Raw genomic sequence first — 21759 nt, 5'->3', positions numbered from 1 at the left:
GCCAGCAAGACAATAAAAACCAATCAAATCAACAAATTAAACAAATACCCACAACACAAACAGGGGTGGCACACCGTTTGCAATTCACCCTGCAAGACCCCTGGCATCGCCACTGATTGAGACCCGCACCATGCAAGCTCCGATCATCAACGACACGACATTGCGAGACGGTGAACAGACCGCAGGTGTGGCGTTCACGGTGGCTGAAAAATGTGCCATCGCGCAAGCCCTGTCGGATGCCGGCGTGCCGGAAATGGAAATTGGCATTCCAGCCATGGGCGAGGCGGAAATCGCCACCATCAACAGCATCGCTGCACTGCAGTTGCCCCTGAAGCTGATGGTCTGGGGCCGCATGTGCGAGAACGACGTGCTGGCTGCGGTCAAGTGCGATATCGACATCGTGCACCTCTCGATTCCGGTGTCCGACGTGCACATCCAGCACAAGCTGCAGCGCAGCCGGGGCTGGGTGCTGGAGCAAGTCGAACAATTCGTCAGCGCCGTGCATGACGCGGGTCATCAGGTTTCCGTCGGTGCGGAAGACGCCTCGCGCGCCGACCCGGCCTTCCTGGCGCAAGTGGCCCGACTGGCGCAGCAATGTGGCGCCAGCCGCATCCGCTTTGCCGACACGCTCGGCGTACTGGACCCATTTGGCACCTTCGATGCTGTTCTGAAGTTACGCCATGCCGTCGACATCGACATCGAAATCCACGCCCACAACGACCTGGGGCTGGCTACCGCGAACACCCTGGCTGCCATCCGCGCCGGCGCCACGCATGCCAACACCACCGTCAATGGTCTGGGCGAACGCGCAGGCAATGCGCCACTCGAAGAGGTGGTGATGGGCCTGCGCCATGTGCATGGCCTGGACTGCGGCGTGCATACCACCGAGCTGTGCAACATCTCTCAGCTGGTAGCGCGCGCCTCCGGTCGGCCGGTGGCTGCCAACAAGAGCATCGTCGGCGAGGCTGTCTTCACCCACGAGTCGGGCATCCATGTGGATGGCCTGCTGAAGGATCCCAGCACCTACGAAGGCTTCGACCCGGCAGAGGTGGGCCGCCAGCGCCGCACGGTGCTGGGCAAGCACTCCGGCTCCAGAGCTGTGAAGGTGGCGTACCAGGCCTTGGGGCTGCCCGTGATGGAGCCACAGGTGCAATCGCTGCTGGAGCGCATCCGTGCCCATGCCGTCGACACGAAGCGGGCACCCACATCGGATGAGCTGCAGCGCTTCTTCCTTGAAGAAACCCACTCCATGGGGTTGCCGTCATGAAACGCGACGACCCCGCACTGCAGGCCATGGCTGCGATGACCCCTACCCCTGTTTCTGCCACAGCCGACGTCGGGCCCTCCTGGTGGGCCAAGGTCAAGGAGGACGTGGCCTGCGTGCTCGAACGCGACCCCGCTGCCCGCTCGCGCTTCGAAGTCTGGACGATCTACCCCGGGGTACAGGCGATGGCGCTGTACCGCCTCGCCAACGTGCTGTGGGCACGTGGCTGGCGTTACCTGCCGCGCTGGCTGTCATTCATGGCCCGGCTGGTCACCAACATCGACATCCACCCCGCCGCCACCATCGGACGACGCTTCTTCATTGACCACGGCGCCTGTGTCGTGATCGGCGAAACCGCCGAGATCGGCGACGACGTGACGCTCTATCACGGTGTCACCCTGGGTGGTACCACCTGGCGCGCAGGCAAACGCCACCCCACGCTGGGTGACGGTGTGGTGGTTGGTGCCGGCGCGAAGATTCTTGGGCCCATCAAGCTGGGCAACCGCGTCCGCGTGGCCGCCAACTCCGTCGTCATCGAAGACGTGCCCGAAAGCGCCACCGTGGTCGGCATCCCTGGCAGGGTGGTGGTACGCAAAGGCGCCAAGTCGCTGGCCAAGGGGCTGCCCATCGATCTGGACCATCACCTCATTCCCGACCCGGTCGGCAAGGCCATCGGCTGCCTGCTTGACCGCATCGCCGAACTCGAACGAGAACTCAAAAGCATCAAGGGGGGCTCCCCCGTCACCACCAGTGACGAAGGTGCCTGCCACGCGTGCGATGACACCTGCGCACAACCCACGTTCAGCCACCGCCACGGAGCTTCATCATGATGAACGACCTGACCGAGAAACTGCAAACGCTGTCTTCGGCCGAAGACTTCCTCACCTTCTTTGGCGTGCCCTATGAGCTCGCTGTGGTGAACGTGAGCCGGCTGCACATCCTCAAGCGCTTCTATCAGTACATCCGCCTTGAGCCGACCTTGCCCGAGGACGACGAACAGGCGCTCTACCAACTCTATCGCAACCTGCTGGCCAAGGCCTATTCAGACTTCGTGCGCTCGACCCCAGCCCAGGAAAAGGTCTTCAAGGTCTTCCAGGAAGCCGATGGCCATCAGCACGTGACCATGCAGAGCCTGCGCTCGACCCTGCCGTCGCAAGGTGGCGTCGTTCCCCAGTTCACCGTCCCCGCCGTCCCAGGCGCGGCCTGATTTCCCCTTTTGCCCGCATCGACCTCACCAGCAGGAGCACACCATGCACATCGTCGTCTGCATCAAGCAGGTACCGGACTCGGCCCAGATCCGCGTGCACCCCGTCACCAACACCATCATGCGGCAGGGTGTGCCGGCCATCGTGAACCCGTATGACCTGTTCTCGCTGGAAGAGGCGCTGCGCCTGAAGGACAAGTTCGGCGGTCGCGTGACGGTGATCTGCATGGGCCCGCCTCAAGCTGAAGAAGCGCTGCGCAAGTGCGTGTCCTTCGGTGCCGACGATGCCGTGCTCGTGACCGACCGTGCCTTCGCCGGTGCCGACACGCTGGCGACCTCCTACGCACTGGCCGCTGCCATCCGCAAACTGAACTCCGAGCAGAAGGTCGACATTGTTTTCACCGGCAAGCAGACCATCGACGGCGACACCGCCCAGGTCGGCCCCGGCATCGCCAAGCGCATGGGCCTGAATCTGCTGACCTATGTATCGCGCATTGCCGAGACCGACCTCGAAGCCAACACCATCTCGGTGGAGCGCCGTGGTGAAGGTGGCGTGCAGGTGCTCAAGACGGCTCTGCCCTGCCTGATCACGATGCTCGAGAACACCAACGAGATGCGCTTTGCGTCGATGCCGTCGATGATCCACGCCGCCGCCTACCAGGTGCGCAAGTGGAACAAGGACGACGCCGGCATCGAAGACCTCACCAAGATCGGCCTGAAGGGCTCGCCCACCGTCGTGAGCCGCGTGTTCGGCCCGACACCTCGCGCCGAGAAGGCCGAGATGCTGAATGTCGAGACCTCGTCGCTGCGTGACGTCTCGCTGAACCTCATCCAGTCCATCTTCACGCGCCACCCGACGCTGGAAGAAGACCTGGTTGAAAAGCTCAGTGCCTGAACCCCATCCCCGCTGTCATCACCTACCCGGAGCATCATCATGAGTGACGCCAAGCCTGCCCTCAAGCCCGCCGGACGCGGCCGCAACCTGGAGCTGTCTGAAGAGCTCAAGGCCTACAAGGGCGTATGGGTCTTCATCGAACATGAACGTGGTCACCCGCACAGCGTGTCGTGGGAGCTGCTTGGCGAAGGCCGCAAGCTGGCCGACCAGCTCGGCTCGCCCCTGTGCGGCGTGCTGCTTGGCGGTCCGGATGAAAAGCTGGATGACTTCGCCAAGGAGGCCATCAGCTTCGGCGCCGACCATGTCTACTTCATGCGTGACCCGGTGCTCAAGGGCTACCGCAACGAGCCTTTCACCAAGGGCCTGACGGACCTGGTCAACAAGTACAAACCGGAAATCGTGCTGCTGGGCGCCACATCGCAAGGGCGTGACCTGGCTGGCTCGGTGGCCACCACCTTGCTGACGGGCCTGACGGCCGACTGCACGGAACTGGCCATCGACCCCAACACCCGCGCCCTGGCAGCCACCCGCCCCACCTTCGGCGGCTCGCTGCTGTGCACGATCATGACGCTGGCCTATCGCCCGCAGATGGCCACGGTCCGCCCCCGCGTGATGGCCATGCCGCGCGCCGATGCCAGCCGCACGGGCACCACATCGGAAGACACGCTGGGTCTGATCGAAACCAACATCATCACCAAGCTGCTGGACTTCATCCCTGACGCCAACTCGAACAAGATCAACCTGCCTTATGCAGACGTGATCATCTCGGGTGGCAAGGGTCTCAAGAGCCCGGACAACTTCAAGCTGGTGTTTGACCTGGCCCGCGTGCTGGGTGGCGAAGTGGGCGCGACACGCCCTTGCGTGCAGGCTGGCTGGGTGGACGCCGACCGCCAGGTGGGCCAGACCGGCAAGACCGTGCGTCCCAAGCTCTACATCGCCGCAGGCATCTCCGGGGCCATCCAGCACCGCGTGGGCATGGAAGCCTCCGATGTGATCGTGGCCATCAACACCGACCCCAATGCCCCGATCTTCGACTTCGCCCACTACGGCATCGTCGGCAACGCCATGCAGGTGCTGCCGGCCCTGACCCAGGCCTTCCAGGCTCATCTGGATCAACGCGTCCGCAAGGTGGCCTGAGCCGCTGCGCCTCACAGGAGAAGCACATGAAACAGAAACAACACTTCGATGCCATCGTCGTGGGCGCCGGTCCTTCCGGCAACGCCGCGGCCTACACCATGGCCAAGGCCGGCCTGAAGGTGCTGCAGATCGAGCGTGGCGAATACCCGGGCTCGAAGAACGTGCAAGGCGCCATCCTGTATGCCGACGCGCTGGAGCGGATCATCCCCGACTTCCGCGAAGATGCCCCGCTGGAGCGTCACATCATCGAGCAGCGCATGTGGGTGCTGGACGATGCGTCCTTCATCGGCAGCCACTTCCGCAGCGAGGACTACAACAAGCCGCCCTACAACCGCTACACCATCATCCGCGCGCAATTCGACAAGTGGTTCAGCTCGAAAGTGCGTGAAGCCGGCGCCCTGGTGATTTGCGAGACCACCGTGCAGCACCTCATCATGGATGGCGACAAGGTGGTGGGCGTGCAATGCGACCGTGAAGCGGGCGACGTCTATGCCGACGTCGTGGTGCTGGCCGATGGCGTCAACAGCACGCTGGCCCGCAAGGCCGGCTTCCACGGCGAGATCAAGGCCAACAATGTGGCCCTGGCCGTCAAGGAAATCCTCTTCATGCCCGAAGAAGTGATCCAGCAACGCTTCAACATCAAGGAAGACGAAGGCGTCGTCATCGAGATGGTGGGCAAGATCACCGACGGCATGATGGGCACGGGATTCCTCTACACCAACAAGGATTCGCTGACCATCGGCATCGGTTGCATGCTGGGCGACTTCAAGAAGAACGAGAACCGCACCTCGCCCTACACCCTGCTGGAAACGATGAAGAAGCACCCCTCCATCGCCCCGCTGATCGAAGGCGGCGAGATGAAGGAGTACTGCGCCCACCTGATCCCCGAGGGCGGCTTCTTCGCCGTGCCCAAGGTCTACGGCAATGGCTGGATGATCGTGGGCGACTCGGGTGGCTTCGTCAACGCCGTGCACCGGGAAGGCTCGAACCTGGCCATGACCACGGGTCGCCTGGCCGGTGAGACCGTGATCGCCGCCAAGGCCGCCGGCAAGCCGCTGGTCGAGTCCACCCTGAAGTCGTATCAGAAGGCGCTTGACGAGAGCTTCGTGATGAAGGACCTCAAGAAGTACCGCGACATGCCCAAGGTCTTCCACGAGAACCCGCACTTCTTCACGACCTACCCGGAACTGCTCAACAAGGCAGCCCGCACCATGGTCACCGTCGACAACATCGACAAGAAGACCAAGGAAAAGGAGATCTTCTCCAGCTTCCGCCAGACCCGCTCCTTCAGCGGCCTGGTCGGAGACGCCTTCAAGCTGTGGCGCGCTTTCCGCTGAGCGCCCTCTCCACCCTGAACTGAAACGGAGCACACACCATGACGCCGATCCAAGTCAATGTGGAAGAGAAGCTCTTCCAGAACCGCTACAAGGTGGACGCCGGCCGCCCGCACATCAAGATCAAGGACAGCGAAGTCTGCCGCAGTGACTGCAAGGACCGCAGCTGCACCTTCGTCTGCCCGGCCAGTTGCTACAAGGCCGAAGGCAACGGCGCCGTGACGCTGATCACCGATGGCTGCCTGGAATGCGGCAGCTGCCGGATCATCTGCTCGGAACACGCCAACGTCGAATGGGAATACCCGCGCGGCGGCCACGGCATCCTCTTCAAGTTTGGTTGATCCTCATGAATGACATCAAGGTGTTCCTCGCCCACGCCATCCAGCTCGAATACGAGGCCGCGCGGCGTTACGAGGAACTGAAAGCCGCCATGACCACCTATGGCAACAAGGAAGCCGCCAGCTTCTTTGGCCGCATGGCCGAATTCTCGCGCATGCACCTGAAGGACGCCATGGCCCGCGGCGGGTTCCACAACCTGCCCAAGATGGCCGACGACGAATGGGAATGGCCCGATGGGGTCAGCCCCGAACAGGCCGCATGGGCAGGCATGGACGGTCTGACCGACGTGCCCACGGCCATGCGCCTGGCGCTGGATGGTGAAGAGCGCAGCCAGCTGTTCTACGCCGCCATCGTGGCCGCCACCACGGACCCCGAGGTGCGCCGCATGGCCAAGGAATTCGCCGCAGAAGAAGCCGAACACGTGGCCGAGCTGGAACAGCTGATGCGCAAGCTCGCTGCCTGATTCGACTTGAAACCATGGGGGGTTGCCCCCTGCTGTACTGGAGTTGCCCATGTCCCGCCCTGACCGCAGTGTCTTTGTCTGTGCCCAACAACGCCCGCCTGGACACCCGCGTGGCTGCTGCGCCGCCCAAGGCGGCCAGGCCGTGCTGCAGGCCTTCTGGAAGGAGCAGCAGGCCCGCCAGGCCTACGACCAGGTCGGCATCACCTACAGCGGCTGCCTGGGCCCCTGTGACGGCGGTGTGAACGTCGTGGTCTTCCCCGACAGCGTGCTCTACAGCCGCGTCAAGCCTGAAGATGTGCCCGAGATCTTCGAAAAGCATCTGATTGGCGGTGAGGTTGTAACCCGTCTGGCCGCTTCTGCGGGGACATGGTGAACATCCTCACTGGCGAGTCATCCACAGACCTGTTCGGCGGCGATGTGCCGCCGCAGGTCAAGCGCCTGGTAGAAGAGGCGCGTCAGGCCGACAACCCGGAGCGGGCACTGGCCCTGCTGTGGACCGCACAGGTCTGCGCGCCCGAGTGCCCTTCCCTGTATTACCTGCTGTACAAGTTCCACGCCCGCCATGCCGACTTCGAGCAAGCCGAACTGGCCGCCCTCAAAGGGCTGGAAGTGGCCGCCGAACAAGCCCATCTGCCAGACGATTGGCAAAGCGTGACCATCGACATGGCGGACTTCCAGTCCCCCGGCCCGGCACGCTTCTGGCTCTTCACCCTCAAGGCGCTGTCCTTCATCCGCATGCGCAAGCAGGACCCTGATGCCGCGCGGCTGTATCTGAACAAGGTGATGGAGCTGGACCCCCAAGGGGGGACAGGCGCCGGCGTGATCGACGCCTTGCTCAAAGGGAGTGATCGTTGAGCGCGGTGATGCGCGCCTGACGCTCCCGGTCGAGAACCTGATGCACCTGGGCATCGGCCACACCCAGTGCCTGCAGCACAAAGGCCGACACCTGCAGACCCGCCTCGACCGTCTCGGGAATCACCATGCTGGCACCGGCCTCGCGCAGTTGCTTCGCATGCAACTCGTCACGTGAACGGGCCACAATGGGCAAGGTGGCCGACACCTGTCTCACGGCCTTGACCGCCTGCAAGGCGGCATGGGGCTGATCCATGGTGAGCACGACCACCGACGCCTGCGCCACATGGATATGGCGCAACAGGGCCCCGTGGGCGGCGTTGCCGACAAACAGCTGCGGGTAGTGCCGCCGCATCCGGTGCACGCGCTCGGCCTGATGCTCCAGCGCAATGAAGTTCACCTTCTGGTCCACCAGCACATCGGCAATCAAGCGGCCAACCCGACCGAAGCCCGCCAGCACCACATGGCCCACGGCATCCGGCACCCGGGATGTGTCATCTGCCATGTCCAGCACCGGCCCCTTTCGGGCGTCCAGCATGGCCCCCAGATCCCGGCCCAGCCTGGCGACCAGCGGGGTCACGAACAAACTCAGGCTGACCACCAGCAGCATGAACTGCGCGGCCTCGCCATCGAGCACGCCCGACGTGGCGGCCACCGCCACGACGATGAAGGCAAATTCGCCCCCCTGCCCCAGCAACAGGCCGCCTTCCAGCGCCTGTCCCCAGGACAAGCTCCCCAGCCGGAACAGCACGGCCACCACAGCAGCCTTGATCAAGATGAGCCCCAGCACCGACAGCGCCAGCCACATGGGGGCCTGCATTACCTCGCGTGCGTCAATGGCCATGCCCACCGACATGAAAAACAGCCCCATGAGCAGCCCCTTGAAGGGCTCGATGGTGACCTCCACTTCATGCCGGTATTCGGTTTCGGCCAACAACAGGCCTGCGAGGAAGGCCCCCAGTGCCATCGACAAGCCGGCATAGGCCGTGATGCTGGCAATGCTCATCGTGGCCAGCAAGGTCAGCGCCATCAGCACTTCGGGTTGACGCTGCTTGGCCAGCGTTCGAAACAGCGGCCTGATCAAACGCCCGCCCACCACCATGATCAGCAGCACCGCCGCCACCGACTTGAGGATCGAGGACCCCAGCAAAGACCAGACGTCGACATCCCCCTCTGCACCCAGCACGCCAATGAGGATGAGCACAGGCACCACGGCCAGATCCTGCAGCATCAGCACCGAGAACGTGGCCTGCCCAACCGGCGTACCCAGCGACTGGGTGTGCGTGAGCAACTGCATCACCACCGCAGTGGACGACAGCGACAGCACCAGCCCCAGCACCAGGGCCGACTCCCAGCGGTGACCGAACCCCAGGGCCAGGCCGCCAATCAGCACCGCGCTGACGATCACCTGCAGCCCACCGATGCCGAACACCCAGCGTCGCATGGCCCACAAGCGCTCGGCCGACAACTCCAGGCCGATCATGAACATCAGGAACAGCACGCCCAGCTCGGCCAGCACCGACACACCTTCTCGCTGCGGAAAGGTGAAGGTCTCCAGCCACGGCCATTGGTCAGTCCACAGCCCCAGCCCAAAAGGCCCCAGCAGCAGACCTGCCGCCAGGAACCCCAGTACCTGGTTGACACGCAGGCGCTGCAGAACCGGGATCAGGATCCCGGCCAGCGCCAAAAACAGAATGGTTTCTCGAAGAAAGGGAATACTGTGCTGGTCTTCCACGGAAGCATCCTGACGGTGATCGGATTCACAAAGACGGCGGCCCGACATGGTACTGTTCACGCTGAATCGACCCTTCAGGCAGGCCAAGTGCCGCCTTGTGTTGTGCCATGCCCGAGACCATCAAGACACCCTTCGATCCGAACGTCAAGACGCACGAGATCACGGCGGGGGAAGTCGCGGCCATGTTGCACGTGGACCCTCAACAGGGGCTCTCACATGAGGAGGCCCAAGCGAGACTCGAACAACATGGCCCCAACAAGTTGCGCGAAGCCCCGCCCCGAAGCTGGTGGTCCCGCCTGCTGAGTCCGTTCAAGGACTTCATGATCGTCATCCTGCTGGCGGCGGCGGTGGTCTCCGGGGTGATGGGCGATGTCACGGACACGGTGGTCATACTCGTCATCGTGGTGCTCAACGCCGCCATTGCCATCACCCAGGAGTGGCAGGCCGACAAGGCCATGGACATGCTCAAGCGCATGGTTGCATCCCAGGCCCAGGTCAGGCGCGAAGGTCAACCCCATGTGGTGGATGCCGCGCAGTTGGTGCCGGGCGATGTCGTGCTGGTGGAGGCAGGCAACTTCATCCCGGCCGACCTGCGCTTGCACCACGTGGCGCAATTGCGTGTCGATGAATCTGCCCTGACCGGTGAGTCCGTATCTGTCGAGAAGCACACCCATGCCTTGCCGACAGGGGCCACCTCGTTGGGCGACCGCCTGAACATCGGTTTCAAAGGCACGCTGGTGACCCATGGCCGGGCGGTGGGGCTGGTGGTGTCCACCGGCTCGCAGACCGAGTTGGGCAAGGTGGCCACTCTGCTGCAAGACAGCGTGGAGCGCACCACCCCGCTGCAGCGCCGGCTGGCCGCATTCGGTCAGCGGCTGTCGCTGGCCGTGCTGCTGATCTGTGTGGTGGTGTTTGCGCTGGGCTTGCTGCGTGGCGAGCCCTGGCTGCTGATGGCACTCACCGCCATCAGCCTGGCCGTGGCCGCCATCCCCGAAGCATTGCCTGCCGTGGTCACCGTGTTGCTGGCTCTGGGGGCGCGCCGACTGGTTCAGGTGCAGGCCCTGATCCGCAAGCTGCCAGCGGTCGAAACGCTGGGCTCGGTCACCACCATTTGCTCTGACAAGACCGGCACCCTGACACTCAACCGCATGGCGGTGGTCGCGCACCACAGCCAAGGCGCAGACAGTACCCTGCTGTGGCAGGCAGCCACCCTGTGCAACGACGCACGCTCAACGCCACAGGGCTGGCTGGGCGACCCCACCGAAACGGCGCTACTGGAGCAGGCACAGGCTGCCGGGCTGGATGTGGCAGGCTACCAGGCGCAGCACCCGCGCCTGAGCGAATGGCCATTCGACTCAGATCGCAAACGCATGACGACCCTGCACCGCCAGGGCGATGGCTGGCTGGCCCTGACCAAAGGGGCACCGGAAGCCGTGCTGCCGCGCTGCACAGCCATTTGCGACGAACAGGGCGTGACCCTACTGGAGCGCCCTGATGCGATGCTGGCACGCGCGCAGTCCATGGCCGAGCAAGGCATGCGGGTGCTGGCCGTGGCCCGCCGCACCGGGCAGACACCCTGGACGGGTTTGTCTGCCGACGAATTCGAGCGCGATCTCACCCTCGTAGGGCTCATCGGGCTGATGGACCCGCCCCGCCCGGAAGCCCGTGCGGCCGTTCAAGAATGCCTGCAAGCCGGTATCCGCCCCGTGATGATCACCGGGGACCACCCTGCCACAGCCCTGGCCATTGCCCGCCAACTGGGCATCGCACCGCCATCAGTCCCGTCGGACCGCCCCGAGGTCATCACTGGGGCAGAGCTGGCCCAGCTTGACGAAGCAAGCCTGCAGGCGATCGTGCAACAGGTCTCCGTCTACGCGCGCATGGACCCGGCCCAGAAAATCCGCATCGTCACAGCGCTGCAAGCCCTGGGAGAGTTCGTGGCCATGACGGGCGATGGCGTCAACGATGCCCCCGCGTTGAAGGCAGCCGACATCGGCATTGCCATGGGGCGCAACGGCACGGACGTGGCCCGCGAGTCAGCCAGCCTGGTGCTGCTGGACGACCATTTCGCCACCATCGTGGCAGCGGTTCGCGAAGGTCGGCGTATCTTCGACAACATCCGCAAGTTCATTCGTTACGCGATGAGCGGCAACTCGGGCGAAATCTGGGTGCTGTTTCTGGCGCCCTTTCTGGGTCTGCCGGTGCCACTGCTGCCCATCCACATCCTGTGGATCAACCTGGTCACCGATGGCCTACCTGGGCTCGCGCTGGCAACCGAGCCGGCCGAACCTGGCATCATGCGGCGCCCACCCCGGCCGCCTGGCGAAAGCGTCTTTGCCCATGGCCTGTGGCAACACACGGTCTGGGTGGGGTTGCTGATCGGCCTGCTGTGCCTGGGCGTACAGGCCTGGGCCCTGCATGCAGGCGACGCACACTGGCAGACCATGGTCTTCACCACGCTCACTTTCACGCAGATGGCCCACCTGCTGGGCATCCGATCCGAAACCCAGCCCTTGTGGAGACTGGGCTTGCGCAGCAACCTGCCCCTGCTCGGCGCCGTGGCGCTGAGCATGGCGATGCAACTGGTGACGATCTATGTACCCGCCTTCAACGGCTTCTTTCACACGGCCCCGTTGACAGCCATCGAGTTGCTGATCTGCGTGGGTTGCTCGGCGCTGGTCTGGCTGGCCGCGGAAGCAGAAAAAGCCTGGCGCGTGCGCTCAGGCCGCACCTGATCAGGACTGGTCTTCAGTCCAGATGACCCGGTTCCACTGCAGAGCGCGGCTGCGCCAGTGCTCTTCGATGCTCTGCACGAAGTCCGGTCTGACCAGCTTGGCTCGCTGCAAGAGCCAGTCTTCATCTTCGTAGCGGATCACCACACCTTCCAGAGAGCCTTCGCGGTAATGGCTGCGGTGGCTCTTCACCCAGTCGATCAGCACCGGCAAGGTGGTGTCGCCCTGGCTGACACGTGGCACCTCGCGCACCCCGAGCTTGTGCGCCAGCTCGTGGCGACGGCGGGTACTCCAGAAGCGCTCGGTTTGGCGGTCATAGACATCGAAGGCCATGAACCAGTCGGGCAAACCGTCGTAATCCAGCGAGTGCTGTGCGGCACACCACTCGCCAAACAGGATCAGCTGGTCACCCAGGGCATCGAAGAAGGTATCTTCGCGCACGGCCAGCCATTCCTGCAGGCGGGCAAACTGCCCACCATAGGGCTTGTTGAGGTACTGACCGCGGTTTTGCACGCGCAACACACCATCTGGCCCGAAGGAAATGCCCATATTGGCGCCGTCAAGCTTTTCTTCCACCACGACCGAATGCGCCAGCAGGGCCTCGCCCTCTTCGGGACTCAGCACCTTGTCGTCACGCGGCGTGCCTGCGGCCAGCCAGGCAATGTGGGGCGTGTGAGGAAATCGGAAAAAGTCAGTCATGAGATTCAGATACCGAATTTGTGCTGATGGAACTGTTGCAGTTCATTGCCACAAAGGAACAGGATGTTGACGCCGTACTCGGCCAAGGGGCCGGACCAGTCCAGCCATTTCGAATCAGCCGCCTGCAGGATGGGCGGGCGTTCGGGATGGCAGCGCGACACCGCCACAAACTTGCGGTCAGACGGGTCAAACGACACCAGCCGCTGGTCGGCAGGAAAGGCAGCAAAGCCTTTCCATTCGTCAGGGTCGATGCGCACCTGATCCACCCTGGCCGGGTTGTCAAACTCGTGCAGTACCCACCGCACGAACTGGTCACCCACCCCGTCACCGGTGCTGGTGTGGGTCTTGTGCTGGTACTCGGTCATGATGAGGTAGGCGTCGTCAAGGGCCACACGGCCTTCTTTCATGATGCGCTGCAGCCAGGCGATGCAGCAAGCACGACACGCCTGCGTCACGGCGGGGTGTTGCCCGTTGGCCACCAGGATCACATTCGTGTCGACGATGGACGTGATGGGAAAGGGTGGTTCGGCCGGAGCGTCCGCGGACTCGCGATGGTGATGATGGATGGACATGGACTGCGTCAGATCTGCCAGCCGGCGCAATCGCGAAACGCATCGGAGAGAAAGTCCACCAGCGCCCGCACCTTGGCCGACAGGTGCTTGCGAGAAGGATACACGGCATACACCCCCAGTTCAGGCGCCACCAGTTCCGGCAGCACCCTGACCAGCCTGCCCTGCTGGATGTCTTCCCCCACCAGGAAGGTCGGCTGCAGCACGATGCCCTGCCCCGCCAGGGCCGCTGCCCGGCAGATGTCACCGTTGTTGGCGCGCAGCCGCGGGCGGGTCAGCACAGCCTGTCGGCCCTGCGGGGAGTCGAAGCTCCAGGTGTCACCCTGGCGCCAGTAGCTGTAGGCAATGATGTGGTGATGCGCCAGGTCTTCCAGCGTGCGAGGGTGGCCATGCTCATGCAGATAGTCTGGCGCCGCGCACATCACCACAGCCGACCCCGCCAGGCGGCGTGTCACCAGCGATGAGTCCGGCATGTCGGAAATCCGCACGGCCAGGTCAAAACCTTCCTCCACCAGGTCCACCACCCGGTCTGACAGGCTGATGTCCAGCGTCACATCAGGGTGCATCTGCATGAAGGGCCCCCACAAGGGCGCCAGGTGCACCACGCCAAAGGTATAGGGGGCATTCACCCGCAGCAGCCCCACCGCCCGGCTGGTGCTCATGCCCGCCAGGCCATCGGCTTCATCCGCCTCGTCGAGGATCTGCCGGCAGCGCTCGACATAGGCCTGGCCCGCCTCGGTGAGCGACAACCGACGCGTGGTGCGGTTCAGCAGCCGTGCGCCCAGGCGTCCCTCCAGATCGGCCACGATGCGCGACACCGCTGCCTTGGACGAACGCAGCCGCTCGGCCGCCTGCACGAAACTGCCGGCGTCCACGACGGCCACCAGTGTGGCCATTTCCTTGAATCGGTCCATGCCATTGTCCTGAAATTCGGAACAAACAATACCACCGAGGCCTATTTATAAATCAAAAAATGAACACTACAGTGAGGTCAACGCTGGCGCTTTCGCCACATCTGGAGATCAGCATGACCACCTTGCCTGCACTGTTCATTTCCCATGGCGCCCCCACCTTTGCCCTGCAACCTGGCCGCATCGGCCCTGTGCTGCACAAGCTCGGTGAAAGCCTGGCACGCCCCAAGGCCGTGGTGATCGTGTCGCCCCACTGGGCCAACTGGAACACCGAAGTGACCGCCCACCTGCACCCGCCCACCATCCATGACTTCGGCGGCTTCCCGAGGGTGCTCTATACCCTGCAATACCCTGCGCCCGGGTCGCCGGTGATGGCCAAGGAGGTGGTCGACGCCCTGCAGTCCGGCGGCGTCCCGGCCCGCGCCAACCCCCACCAGGGGCTGGACCACGGTGCATGGGTGGTGTTGATGCACCTCTACCCTCAGGCGGATGTACCGGTGCTGCAGGTGTCGCTGAACCCTGATGCGGGTGTTGCCGGTGCCCTGCGGCTCGGCCAGGCCCTCGCGCCCTTGCGCGAACAGGGCTACCTGGTCATTGGCTCGGGTGGCATGACACACAACCTGCGCGACTACCGTCCGGGCGGTGCCCCTCACGCCTACGTGGAAGCGTTTTCAGGCTGGATGGACGAGGCCATTCGGACCGGGAACCTGACCGCAATGCTGGACTACCGTGAACGCGCCCCGTTCGCCGAGCGCGCCCACCCCATGGACGAGCATCTGCAACCGCTGTTCGTGGCCATGGGTGCAGGCGGGCTCGATCCGGCTCTGACAACCAGGCTGCCTGGCGGCATCGAAGACAGTGCCCTGTGCATGGACGCCTACGCCTTTGGTGCCCCGGTGCCAGATGCGGTCAAGACCTTGATCGGCGCCACAGAAGCTACGAATTGACGCGAAAAAACGGGCTGTACCCCGTATACAGGCCCAGGGGCATCGCTAAGATGGCGTCATTCCATCGGAGCGGTTGCCCCCACCTGTGCGAGCTCGATTTCCCAGCACCTTCTGCGGACTCCTGCAGGCGACCCTGATCTGGATCGCCTGCTGCATCGCCATGCCCTGCTGGGCATCCGACAAGCTCGACAAGGTCACCCTGCAGCTGAAATGGACCCACGCCTTTCAGTTCGCCGGGTACTACGCTGCCAAGGAAAAGGGTTACTACAAAGAAGCGGGGCTGGACGTCGACATCGTGCCGGCCCACCCCGAGACCCACCCGGTCCTCAATGTGCTGAATGGCCAGGCCGAATACGGCATAGGCAACAGCAGCCTCTTGCTGGCGCGACAAGTCGGTCAACCTGTGGTGGTGCTGGCCGTCATCTTCCAGCACTCGCCCATGGTCATCCTGGCTCGCTACGACAGCGCCACGCAGAGCGTGCACGACCTGATCGGCAAGCGCATCATGCTTGAGCCACAGTCCGATGAGCTTGAGGCCTACCTGCGCCGGGAGGGTGTCCGGCTGGAACAGCTCCAGCGCATCCCTCACAGCTACAGCCCGCAAGACCTGATGGATGGCAAGGTCGATGCCATCTCGGCCTTCGTCACCAACGAGGCCTACTACCTCGACAAGGTCCATTTCCGATATCAGGTCTACACACCCCGCTCCGCCGGCATCGATTTTTACGGCGACAACCTGTTCACCACCGAAGCGGAACTGCGACAGCACCCGCAACGGGTCAAGGCGTTCCGGGAGGCCAGCTTGCGGGGCTGGCAATACGCCGTCAATCACGCCGACGAAATCGCCCGGCTGATACACGATCAATACGATGCGAGCCGCTCACTGGAATCCTTGCAATACGAGGCACGCAAGACCATTCCGCTGCTGATGCCCGACCTGGTTGAAATTGGCTACATGAGCACCGGCCGTTGGCGCCACATTGCCGACACCTATGCCGAACTGGGCCTGCTGCCCACCAATTTCCCGATCGATGACATGATCTACGATCCCAACCCGCAGACCGACCTGACATGGGCCTATGTCGTAGCGGGTCTCGGGCTGGTGGTCAGCGGCATCGCCTTCTACATCCACCACATCAACCGCCGGCTCACCAAAGCCCTGGCGAACAGCCGCCATGCGGCCGAGGCCCTGCGAGACAGCGAAGAGCGTCACCGCATGCTGGCCGACCATGCATCCGACGTCATCTGGACACTGGACACCGAAGGGAACTTCACCTACATCAGCCCTTCCATCCAGAAGCTCAGTGGCTTCTTGCCTGAAGAAATGATGCAGCTCAGCCCGATCGAGACAGCCGCACCGGAGTCTGCCGCCATCATCCAGAAGGAAATCGACAAACTGCTTGATGCCATCCGGAACCACCAGCCAGTCGAGGAATTCCGAGGTGAAATCGAACAAACCCGCAAGGGTGGCGGTGCTGTCTGGACCGAAGTGCGTACCACCCCCATGCACAATGCCGCCGGCCAGATCATCGGGATACTGGGTGTCACCCGCGACGTGTCGGAGCGCCGCCAGGTTGAAGACCGCATGCGCCACATGGCCCAGCACGACCCGCTCACCGGGCTGCCTAACCGCGCACTGTTCTCCGACCGGCTGAACCGCGCACTGGCAACGGCCAAACGGGAACAACGCAAGCTGGCCGTGATGTTCCTGGACCTCAACAAGTTCAAGCCGGTCAATGACACCTATGGGCACGCAGTCGGCGACCAGCTGCTGGTGCAGGCGGCAGAGCGCATCCAGCATACGCTGAGAGAGTCGGATACCGTGGCCCGAATTGGCGGTGACGAATTCGTGGTGCTGCTACCGGTGGTCGATGGGCCCGACATTGCCCGGCATGTTGCCGGCAAGATCCACCGCACCCTGGTGACGCCCTTTGTCGTGGGCGAGCTCACGCTGCAGGTGTCATGCAGCATCGGTATCGCCCTCTTCCCTGACCACGGGCTGGAGGAAATCGAGCTGGCCAAGCAGGCTGACATCGCCATGTACCGCGCCAAACAGGGCCCTCAGCCCCATATCGATGTGGCGGCACCGACCGCTGCACAAGCGAACCTGGGCTGATCCGTACCGCTGGCGTCATCGGCGCCAGTTATCCTTGCGGCATGTACGCCACTTATTTCGGACTCAAGCGGGAACCCTTCTCGATCGCGCCCGATCCACGGTACCTGTTCATGAGCGAACGGCACCGGGAAGCCCTGGCCCACCTGCTCTACGGCGTCAATGCCGGAGGCGGCTTTGTGCTGCTCACAGGTGAAATCGGTGCGGGCAAAACCACCGTCTGCCGCTGCTTTCTGGAGCAGATTCCACGCCGATGCAACGTGGCCTACATCTTCAACCCCAAGCTCACCGTCACCGAGCTGTTGAAGTCGATCTGCGATGAATTCCACGTGCCCTGTGCCCACCAGGGCCAGGGCACCGCCACGATCAAGGACTTCATCGACCCGCTCAACGAGTTCCTGCTCAAGACCCATGGGGTCGGCCAGAACAACGTCCTGATCATCGACGAAGCGCAGAACCTCTCTGCGGACGTGCTGGAGCAACTGCGCCTGCTGACCAACCTGGAAACCAGCGAACGCAAGCTGCTGCAGATCATCCTGATCGGCCAGCCTGAGCTGCGGGGCATGCTCACCCGTCCCGAACTCGAGCAGTTGGCCCAACGGGTGATTGCCCGATTCCATCTGGATGCGCTGTCTGCAGAAGAAACCCGCCAGTACATCCAGCACCGACTCACAGTGGCTGGTCTCAAAGGGGCACTCCCCTTCACCGCCAAGGCGGTGACCCGCATCCACAAGCTGGCCCGTGGCATACCTCGGCGCATCAACCTGCTGTGTGACCGCGCCTTGTTGGGGGCTTTTGTCGAAGGGGTGGCGACGGTGGACGAGCGCATCGTCGACAAGGCTGCCGCAGAGGTGTTCGGCGAAGACAGCCCTGCAGCCACACCTGTCCGGTCCGGCACGCGGTGGTCGCCCTGGGCATGGGGCGCACTGACAGGCGCCGGGGTTGCCGCGTTGACGGGTCTCGCCATCGTGTCAACACGACAACCTGAAGCCTCCTCGCTGCCAGCCCCCACCGCGTCCGCAACCCCGGCTGCCAGTCATCCGATCACGGCGGCCTCTGCGTCTACGCAACACCAGTCCCCCCACCCGGCTTCTGCAGCGCAAATCCAGGCCACCTGGATGACCGATGAGCAGGCGGCCTGGCAAAGCCTGGCCGATTTCTGGCAACTGGAGGCCGGCCATGGCACGCCGTGTGCACGTGCCGCGGCGAAGGGTATCCAGTGCTACAAAAGCCGAGGGGGGCTCAGCCAGCTGCGCCAGCTGGATCGCCCGGCAATCCTGTATCTCGAAGCAGGTCCGCATCAGTCTGGCTACGCCATCCTGATCGGTCTGAGCAGCGCTGACGCCACCTTGCTGGTCAACGGAGAAGCCAGAAAGGTGACACTGGCCACCCTGTCGCTGCTGTGGCGCGGTGAGTTCGCCACCATGTGGCGCAGCCCCAGCGGCTATCGAAACAAGATCACACCGGGTGACAGCGGGCCATCTGTAGACTGGCTGGCCACGCAGCTGGCCAAGGTGCATGGCTCGACCAGCCCGACAACGCCTGGGCAACGCTACGATCAAGCCATGCAGCGACAGGTGATCGACTTCCAGGTCAGCCAGGGGTTGCAGCCCGATGGCGTCGTGGGCGCCACCACCTTCATGGCACTGAACCACGTCGTCGGTATCAACGAGCCTTCGTTGGCGACCTCTCCGGCCTCTTCACGCTGAGCGTCAAACCATGTCATACATCCTGGAAGCCCTGCGCAAAGCCGAATCCCAGCGAGAGCAGCACAGCGTCCCCGGCGTGTTTTCGCCAACCCAGGCAACACCCTCGGCTCGCCATCGCGATGGACCACCCGCACGGGGCAGCCACGCCACCTTGCTTTGGGCTGCTGCCACGGCGACGGCCTTGCTGCTCGGTGGACTGATCTGGTGGGTGGTGCCTGCGGGGTCGCCGCCTGCTTCCAGCCAGCCAGCTCAGGTCATGGCCCAAGCCACACCAGACACCCCGCCCACGCCACCGCAGCAGGTGGCGCCGATGCCCCGAATGACCCCACCGGATCAGACGGAAGCCCACGCCCCCATGGGCCCGGCGCGGCGACCTCAGCCGGACGCAGCACCGGGCACCCGACCACCTCCGGAGGAAGCTCGCCCTGCGAGCCGCCCGTCCGCGCCCCCCGCTTCCACCGTCGCCACATCATCAGCTGCAGATCGCCTCGGGTCAGCCAATGAGTTGCCAGAAGCGATCCGGCGCAGCCTGCCGACCCTGGTCATTGGCGGAGCCATGTATTCAGACGTGCCTGCCAACCGCATGCTGATCATCAACAGCCAGGTTTTCCACGAGGGAGACAAGCCTGCAGACGATCTGGTGCTCGAGTCGATCCGTTTGAAATCCGCCGTGTTCAATTTCAAGGGCCACCGCTACAGCGTGTCTTATTAGCCATAGGCATAACAATGTATTCGACAGCGGCCAGAGCAAGCGCGTAAGCTGAGAAGCAGATCAGTAGTGATCTTGAACTGGGGCCATCTGATGGGCCCGTGGATCTCATGCCAGACGCTGTCACGCCCTCACGCACGCTGTTTGCCAACGAGCACCACATCCGCCAGCATGTACTGCGCGACATGGGTGAGCGGGTTCACGCTGCGGTGTTGCTCTACCCTCTGCTCTGGCTGTTGATCGCCCAGATCGATCACTTCTTCTGGCGCGAACCCCTGGTCACCGCCATTTTTCTCATACCCCTGACCCTGATCGCCGGGTGGCGCAGATGGCTGGGCATGCGTCTGGAACGCACCGCCTTCCATCCACTGGATCAGACCTTCCTGCAATTCAGGCTGCTGGCCTGTGCCCACATCCTGGTCTGGAGCATCGCCACATCCGTGTCATTGGCCTGGCCCCCCATGGCCCCCCTGAGCCTGCTGCTCATCGTGGTGGGTGTCGCACTGCTCATCGGGGCGACGGTGTCACTCTCGCTGGACGAGGTCTTGTCCATCGCCTTCACGGCAAGCGGCATCCTGCCGTTTGTCGCCACAGCCCTGTTCGTCCGCGGACAGGGGCACATCGTGCTGGCCATCTTGTGCGTGGCCTTCGGTGCCTACGTGATCGGCGCTGGTCGCGTGGTTCGCAACGACTACATCAGCGGCCTTCATGCCCGCTACCTGGCAGAAGAACGTGCACGCCAACTTGAAAGCCTGAGCCTGACCGATGCGCTGACCCAGATTCCGAACCGGCTGTGCTTCGACCAACGGTACGCGATGGCCTGGGCTGATGCCCGTCGACAAAATGCCCCCCTCACCCTGGCCTTGATCGATCTGGATCACTTCAAGCGCATCAACGACAGCCACGGCCACCTCGTGGGAGACCGTTGTCTGCAGGATGCAGCCCACATCTTCCAGCGTGAGGTGATGCGCCCGACCGATCTGGTCGCTCGCTATGGTGGCGAAGAGTTCATCGTGCTGATGCCGGGCACCGATCTGGAAGGCGGCCTGCAGGTTGCCCACCGAATGAATGCCCGCCTGTCCAGCACAGAGCTGGTGCAGGGTGGATCCGACCTGCACCTGCGTTGCAGCATTGGTGTGGCCACGCTGGTGCCGGGGCAGGATGATCGGCCATCCGATCTCGTCCGCATGGCCGATGAGGCCTTGTATCTGGCCAAAGCCAATGGCCGCAACCGGGTGGAAGCAGCCCGCACCGCTGCCAACGACTCAAAGATCGCGTGAGAACCGGACTTCAACATCCTTGGGCTGGGCGTGGTACGGCGCCGACGACACCAGGATATCGGCACCCGCTTCAGCGTAAGCCACGGCGTTGGACGCATTGACCCCGCCCGCCACAGCCAGCAAGGGGTGCAGATGGCTGGCATGCAGGGTCGTCTTGCATTGCCGAACGGCATCCGGCGAAAAGCGCTCGAGTTGCAACACCTCGGCGCCGGAAGCCGCCAGTGTCAAGGCCTCTTCCAGGGTTGTGACCTCCACCACCAACCGCTTTTCGGGCTGGGCCCGACGCAAGCGCCCGACCATGTCGTCCATGTCGGCATCGACAAAGATGCGGTGCTCGGGAAACAGCAACAGGCTGTCAGACAGACCAAGGCGGTGCATCACACCGCCCCCCGACAGCACGGCCTTGACCATGAGGGACCGGGTACCGGGAAACGTCTTGCGCGTGCAGGCCAGCGGCAACTGGTGCCCGGCTGCACGCAACTCGGTCACGATGCGCGCCACTTCACTGGCGATGCCACTGGCCAGCTCCATCATGGTCTGGGCCACCTTCCAGGCCAACAGCAAGGCCGGAGCCGGCCCCTGAGCGAACAGCAACTCGCCCCCCGCCAGCACATGCCGGCCTGAAGGTGCACCGATTCGCGCCGAGGCGCCACACAACTCGAACAAACGCACGGCCTCTTCCGCTCCACACACCGTCATGGGCTGGCGCGCGGCAAACACAATGTGGCCAGACACCTTGCCAAGCGACAGCGTCTGGGTAGTCAGATCGCCATAAGGGGCGTCCTCCTTCAACCACTCGAGCAAAACCGTATCGGGCAGACGTTGGTACATGAGGCACTCTCCAGATGAACCAGGGCAGGCGCCCAT

General features: G+C 63.6%; 21 protein-coding genes. 16 read left to right on the top strand and 5 right to left on the bottom strand.

From position 1 onward, the window contains the following. Nucleotides 1-130 precede the first annotated feature (130 nt). Genes nifV through ACE3PH_RS06245 form a run of 10 tightly spaced genes read left to right on the top strand, consistent with a single transcriptional unit; the run spans nt 131 to nt 7491 of the window. Nucleotides 131-1267, top strand: a complete 1137-nt coding sequence (nifV, locus tag ACE3PH_RS06290) for a homocitrate synthase (RefSeq protein WP_374317142.1) — start codon at nt 131-133, stop codon at nt 1265-1267. Further along, entirely contained in the window at nt 1264-2094 is an 831-nt protein-coding gene (gene cysE / locus ACE3PH_RS06285; protein WP_374317141.1) for a serine O-acetyltransferase, read from the top strand. The genes nifV and cysE overlap by 4 nt, the downstream gene beginning before the upstream one ends. Beyond that, the gene (gene nifW, locus ACE3PH_RS06280; protein ID WP_374317282.1) at nt 2094-2471 is read left to right on the top strand and encodes a nitrogenase stabilizing/protective protein NifW; all 378 of its coding nucleotides are present in this window, start codon (nt 2094-2096) and stop codon (nt 2469-2471) included. Before cysE ends, nifW begins: the two co-directional genes overlap by 1 nt. A 43-nt stretch (nt 2472-2514) precedes the next feature. After that, complete coding sequence (locus ACE3PH_RS06275) at nt 2515-3363, top strand: nitrogen fixation protein FixA (RefSeq protein WP_374317140.1); 849 nt, start codon at nt 2515-2517, stop codon at nt 3361-3363. Nucleotides 3364-3402: 39 nt separating this feature from the next. Further along, a complete protein-coding gene (locus ACE3PH_RS06270; protein ID WP_374317139.1) occupies nt 3403-4500 on the top strand; it encodes an electron transfer flavoprotein subunit alpha/FixB family protein in 1098 nt (365 codons plus the stop codon). A 26-nt stretch (nt 4501-4526) separates the two neighbouring features. Beyond that, a complete protein-coding gene (locus ACE3PH_RS06265; protein WP_374317138.1) occupies nt 4527-5837 on the top strand; it encodes an FAD-dependent monooxygenase in 1311 nt (436 codons plus the stop codon). Nucleotides 5838-5875: 38 nt separating this feature from the next. Continuing rightward, nucleotides 5876-6175, top strand: a complete 300-nt coding sequence (locus tag ACE3PH_RS06260) for a ferredoxin family protein (protein WP_374317137.1) — start codon at nt 5876-5878, stop codon at nt 6173-6175. A 5-nt stretch (nt 6176-6180) separates the two neighbouring features. Beyond that, nucleotides 6181-6636, top strand: coding sequence for a ferritin family protein (locus ACE3PH_RS06255; RefSeq protein ID WP_374317136.1), 456 nt, complete (start codon nt 6181-6183; stop codon nt 6634-6636). Between the two features lie 49 nt (nt 6637-6685). Continuing rightward, nucleotides 6686-7009, top strand: a complete 324-nt coding sequence (locus tag ACE3PH_RS06250) for a ferredoxin (RefSeq protein ID WP_374317135.1) — start codon at nt 6686-6688, stop codon at nt 7007-7009. Next, nucleotides 7003-7491, top strand: coding sequence for a hypothetical protein (locus tag ACE3PH_RS06245; RefSeq protein ID WP_374317134.1), 489 nt, complete (start codon nt 7003-7005; stop codon nt 7489-7491). The genes ACE3PH_RS06250 and ACE3PH_RS06245 overlap by 7 nt, the downstream gene beginning before the upstream one ends. Here the strand turns inward: ACE3PH_RS06245 and ACE3PH_RS06240 are convergent. Beyond that, entirely contained in the window at nt 7472-9223 is a 1752-nt protein-coding gene (locus tag ACE3PH_RS06240; RefSeq protein ID WP_374317133.1) for a cation:proton antiporter, read from the bottom strand. The two genes, ACE3PH_RS06245 and ACE3PH_RS06240, sit on opposite strands and share 20 nt — an antisense overlap. Before the next feature lie 107 nt (nt 9224-9330). On the opposite strand from ACE3PH_RS06240, the gene ACE3PH_RS06235 reads away from it, so the two are divergent. After that, entirely contained in the window at nt 9331-11958 is a 2628-nt protein-coding gene (locus ACE3PH_RS06235; RefSeq protein WP_374317132.1) for a cation-translocating P-type ATPase, read from the top strand. Here ACE3PH_RS06235 and ACE3PH_RS06230 read toward each other — a convergent pair whose 3' ends face one another. Genes ACE3PH_RS06230 through ACE3PH_RS06220 form a run of 3 tightly spaced genes read right to left on the bottom strand, consistent with a single transcriptional unit; the run spans nt 11959 to nt 14137 of the window. Next, nucleotides 11959-12654: an RNA ligase family protein gene (locus tag ACE3PH_RS06230; RefSeq protein ID WP_374317131.1), complete on the bottom strand. Its 696-nt coding sequence runs from the start codon at nt 12652-12654 to the stop codon at nt 11959-11961. It abuts the gene before it with no gap. A 5-nt stretch (nt 12655-12659) separates the two neighbouring features. Continuing rightward, entirely contained in the window at nt 12660-13226 is a 567-nt protein-coding gene (locus tag ACE3PH_RS06225; protein WP_374317130.1) for a hypothetical protein, read from the bottom strand. 8 nt (nt 13227-13234) lie between these two features. Next, nucleotides 13235-14137 (bottom strand): LysR family transcriptional regulator, encoded by a 903-nt coding sequence (locus ACE3PH_RS06220; RefSeq protein ID WP_374317129.1) that lies wholly within the window; start codon nt 14135-14137, stop codon nt 13235-13237. Nucleotides 14138-14250: 113 nt separating this feature from the next. Between ACE3PH_RS06220 and ACE3PH_RS06215 the strand changes: the two genes are divergently transcribed. The 5 genes from ACE3PH_RS06215 to ACE3PH_RS06195 all read left to right on the top strand — a co-directional run bounded on the left by ACE3PH_RS06215 (nt 14251) and on the right by ACE3PH_RS06195 (nt 20892). Further along, nucleotides 14251-15081, top strand: coding sequence for a class III extradiol ring-cleavage dioxygenase (locus ACE3PH_RS06215; protein ID WP_374317128.1), 831 nt, complete (start codon nt 14251-14253; stop codon nt 15079-15081). 160 nt (nt 15082-15241) lie between these two features. Next, complete coding sequence (locus ACE3PH_RS06210; protein ID WP_374317127.1) at nt 15242-17197, top strand: diguanylate cyclase domain-containing protein; 1956 nt, start codon at nt 15242-15244, stop codon at nt 17195-17197. A 41-nt stretch (nt 17198-17238) separates the two neighbouring features. Further along, nucleotides 17239-18903: an AAA family ATPase gene (locus tag ACE3PH_RS06205; protein WP_374317126.1), complete on the top strand. Its 1665-nt coding sequence runs from the start codon at nt 17239-17241 to the stop codon at nt 18901-18903. Between the two features lie 10 nt (nt 18904-18913). Then, nucleotides 18914-19615, top strand: coding sequence for a general secretion pathway protein GspB (locus ACE3PH_RS06200; protein ID WP_374317125.1), 702 nt, complete (start codon nt 18914-18916; stop codon nt 19613-19615). Nucleotides 19616-19722: 107 nt separating this feature from the next. Then, on the top strand, nt 19723-20892 hold the full coding sequence (locus ACE3PH_RS06195; protein WP_374317124.1) for a GGDEF domain-containing protein: 1170 nt from the start codon (nt 19723-19725) through the stop codon (nt 20890-20892). On the opposite strand, the gene modD is transcribed toward ACE3PH_RS06195, so the two are convergent. After that, a complete protein-coding gene (modD, locus tag ACE3PH_RS06190; protein ID WP_374317123.1) occupies nt 20878-21723 on the bottom strand; it encodes a ModD protein in 846 nt (281 codons plus the stop codon). The genes ACE3PH_RS06195 and modD overlap by 15 nt on opposite strands. Nucleotides 21724-21759: the final 36 nt, after the last annotated feature.

Source organism: Aquabacterium sp., assembly GCF_041909175.1.
GTDB lineage: Bacteria > Pseudomonadota > Gammaproteobacteria > Burkholderiales > Burkholderiaceae_C > Aquabacterium.
The sequence above is the reverse complement of the archived record's forward strand: the minus strand, read 5'-3'. Positions and strand labels throughout refer to the sequence as shown.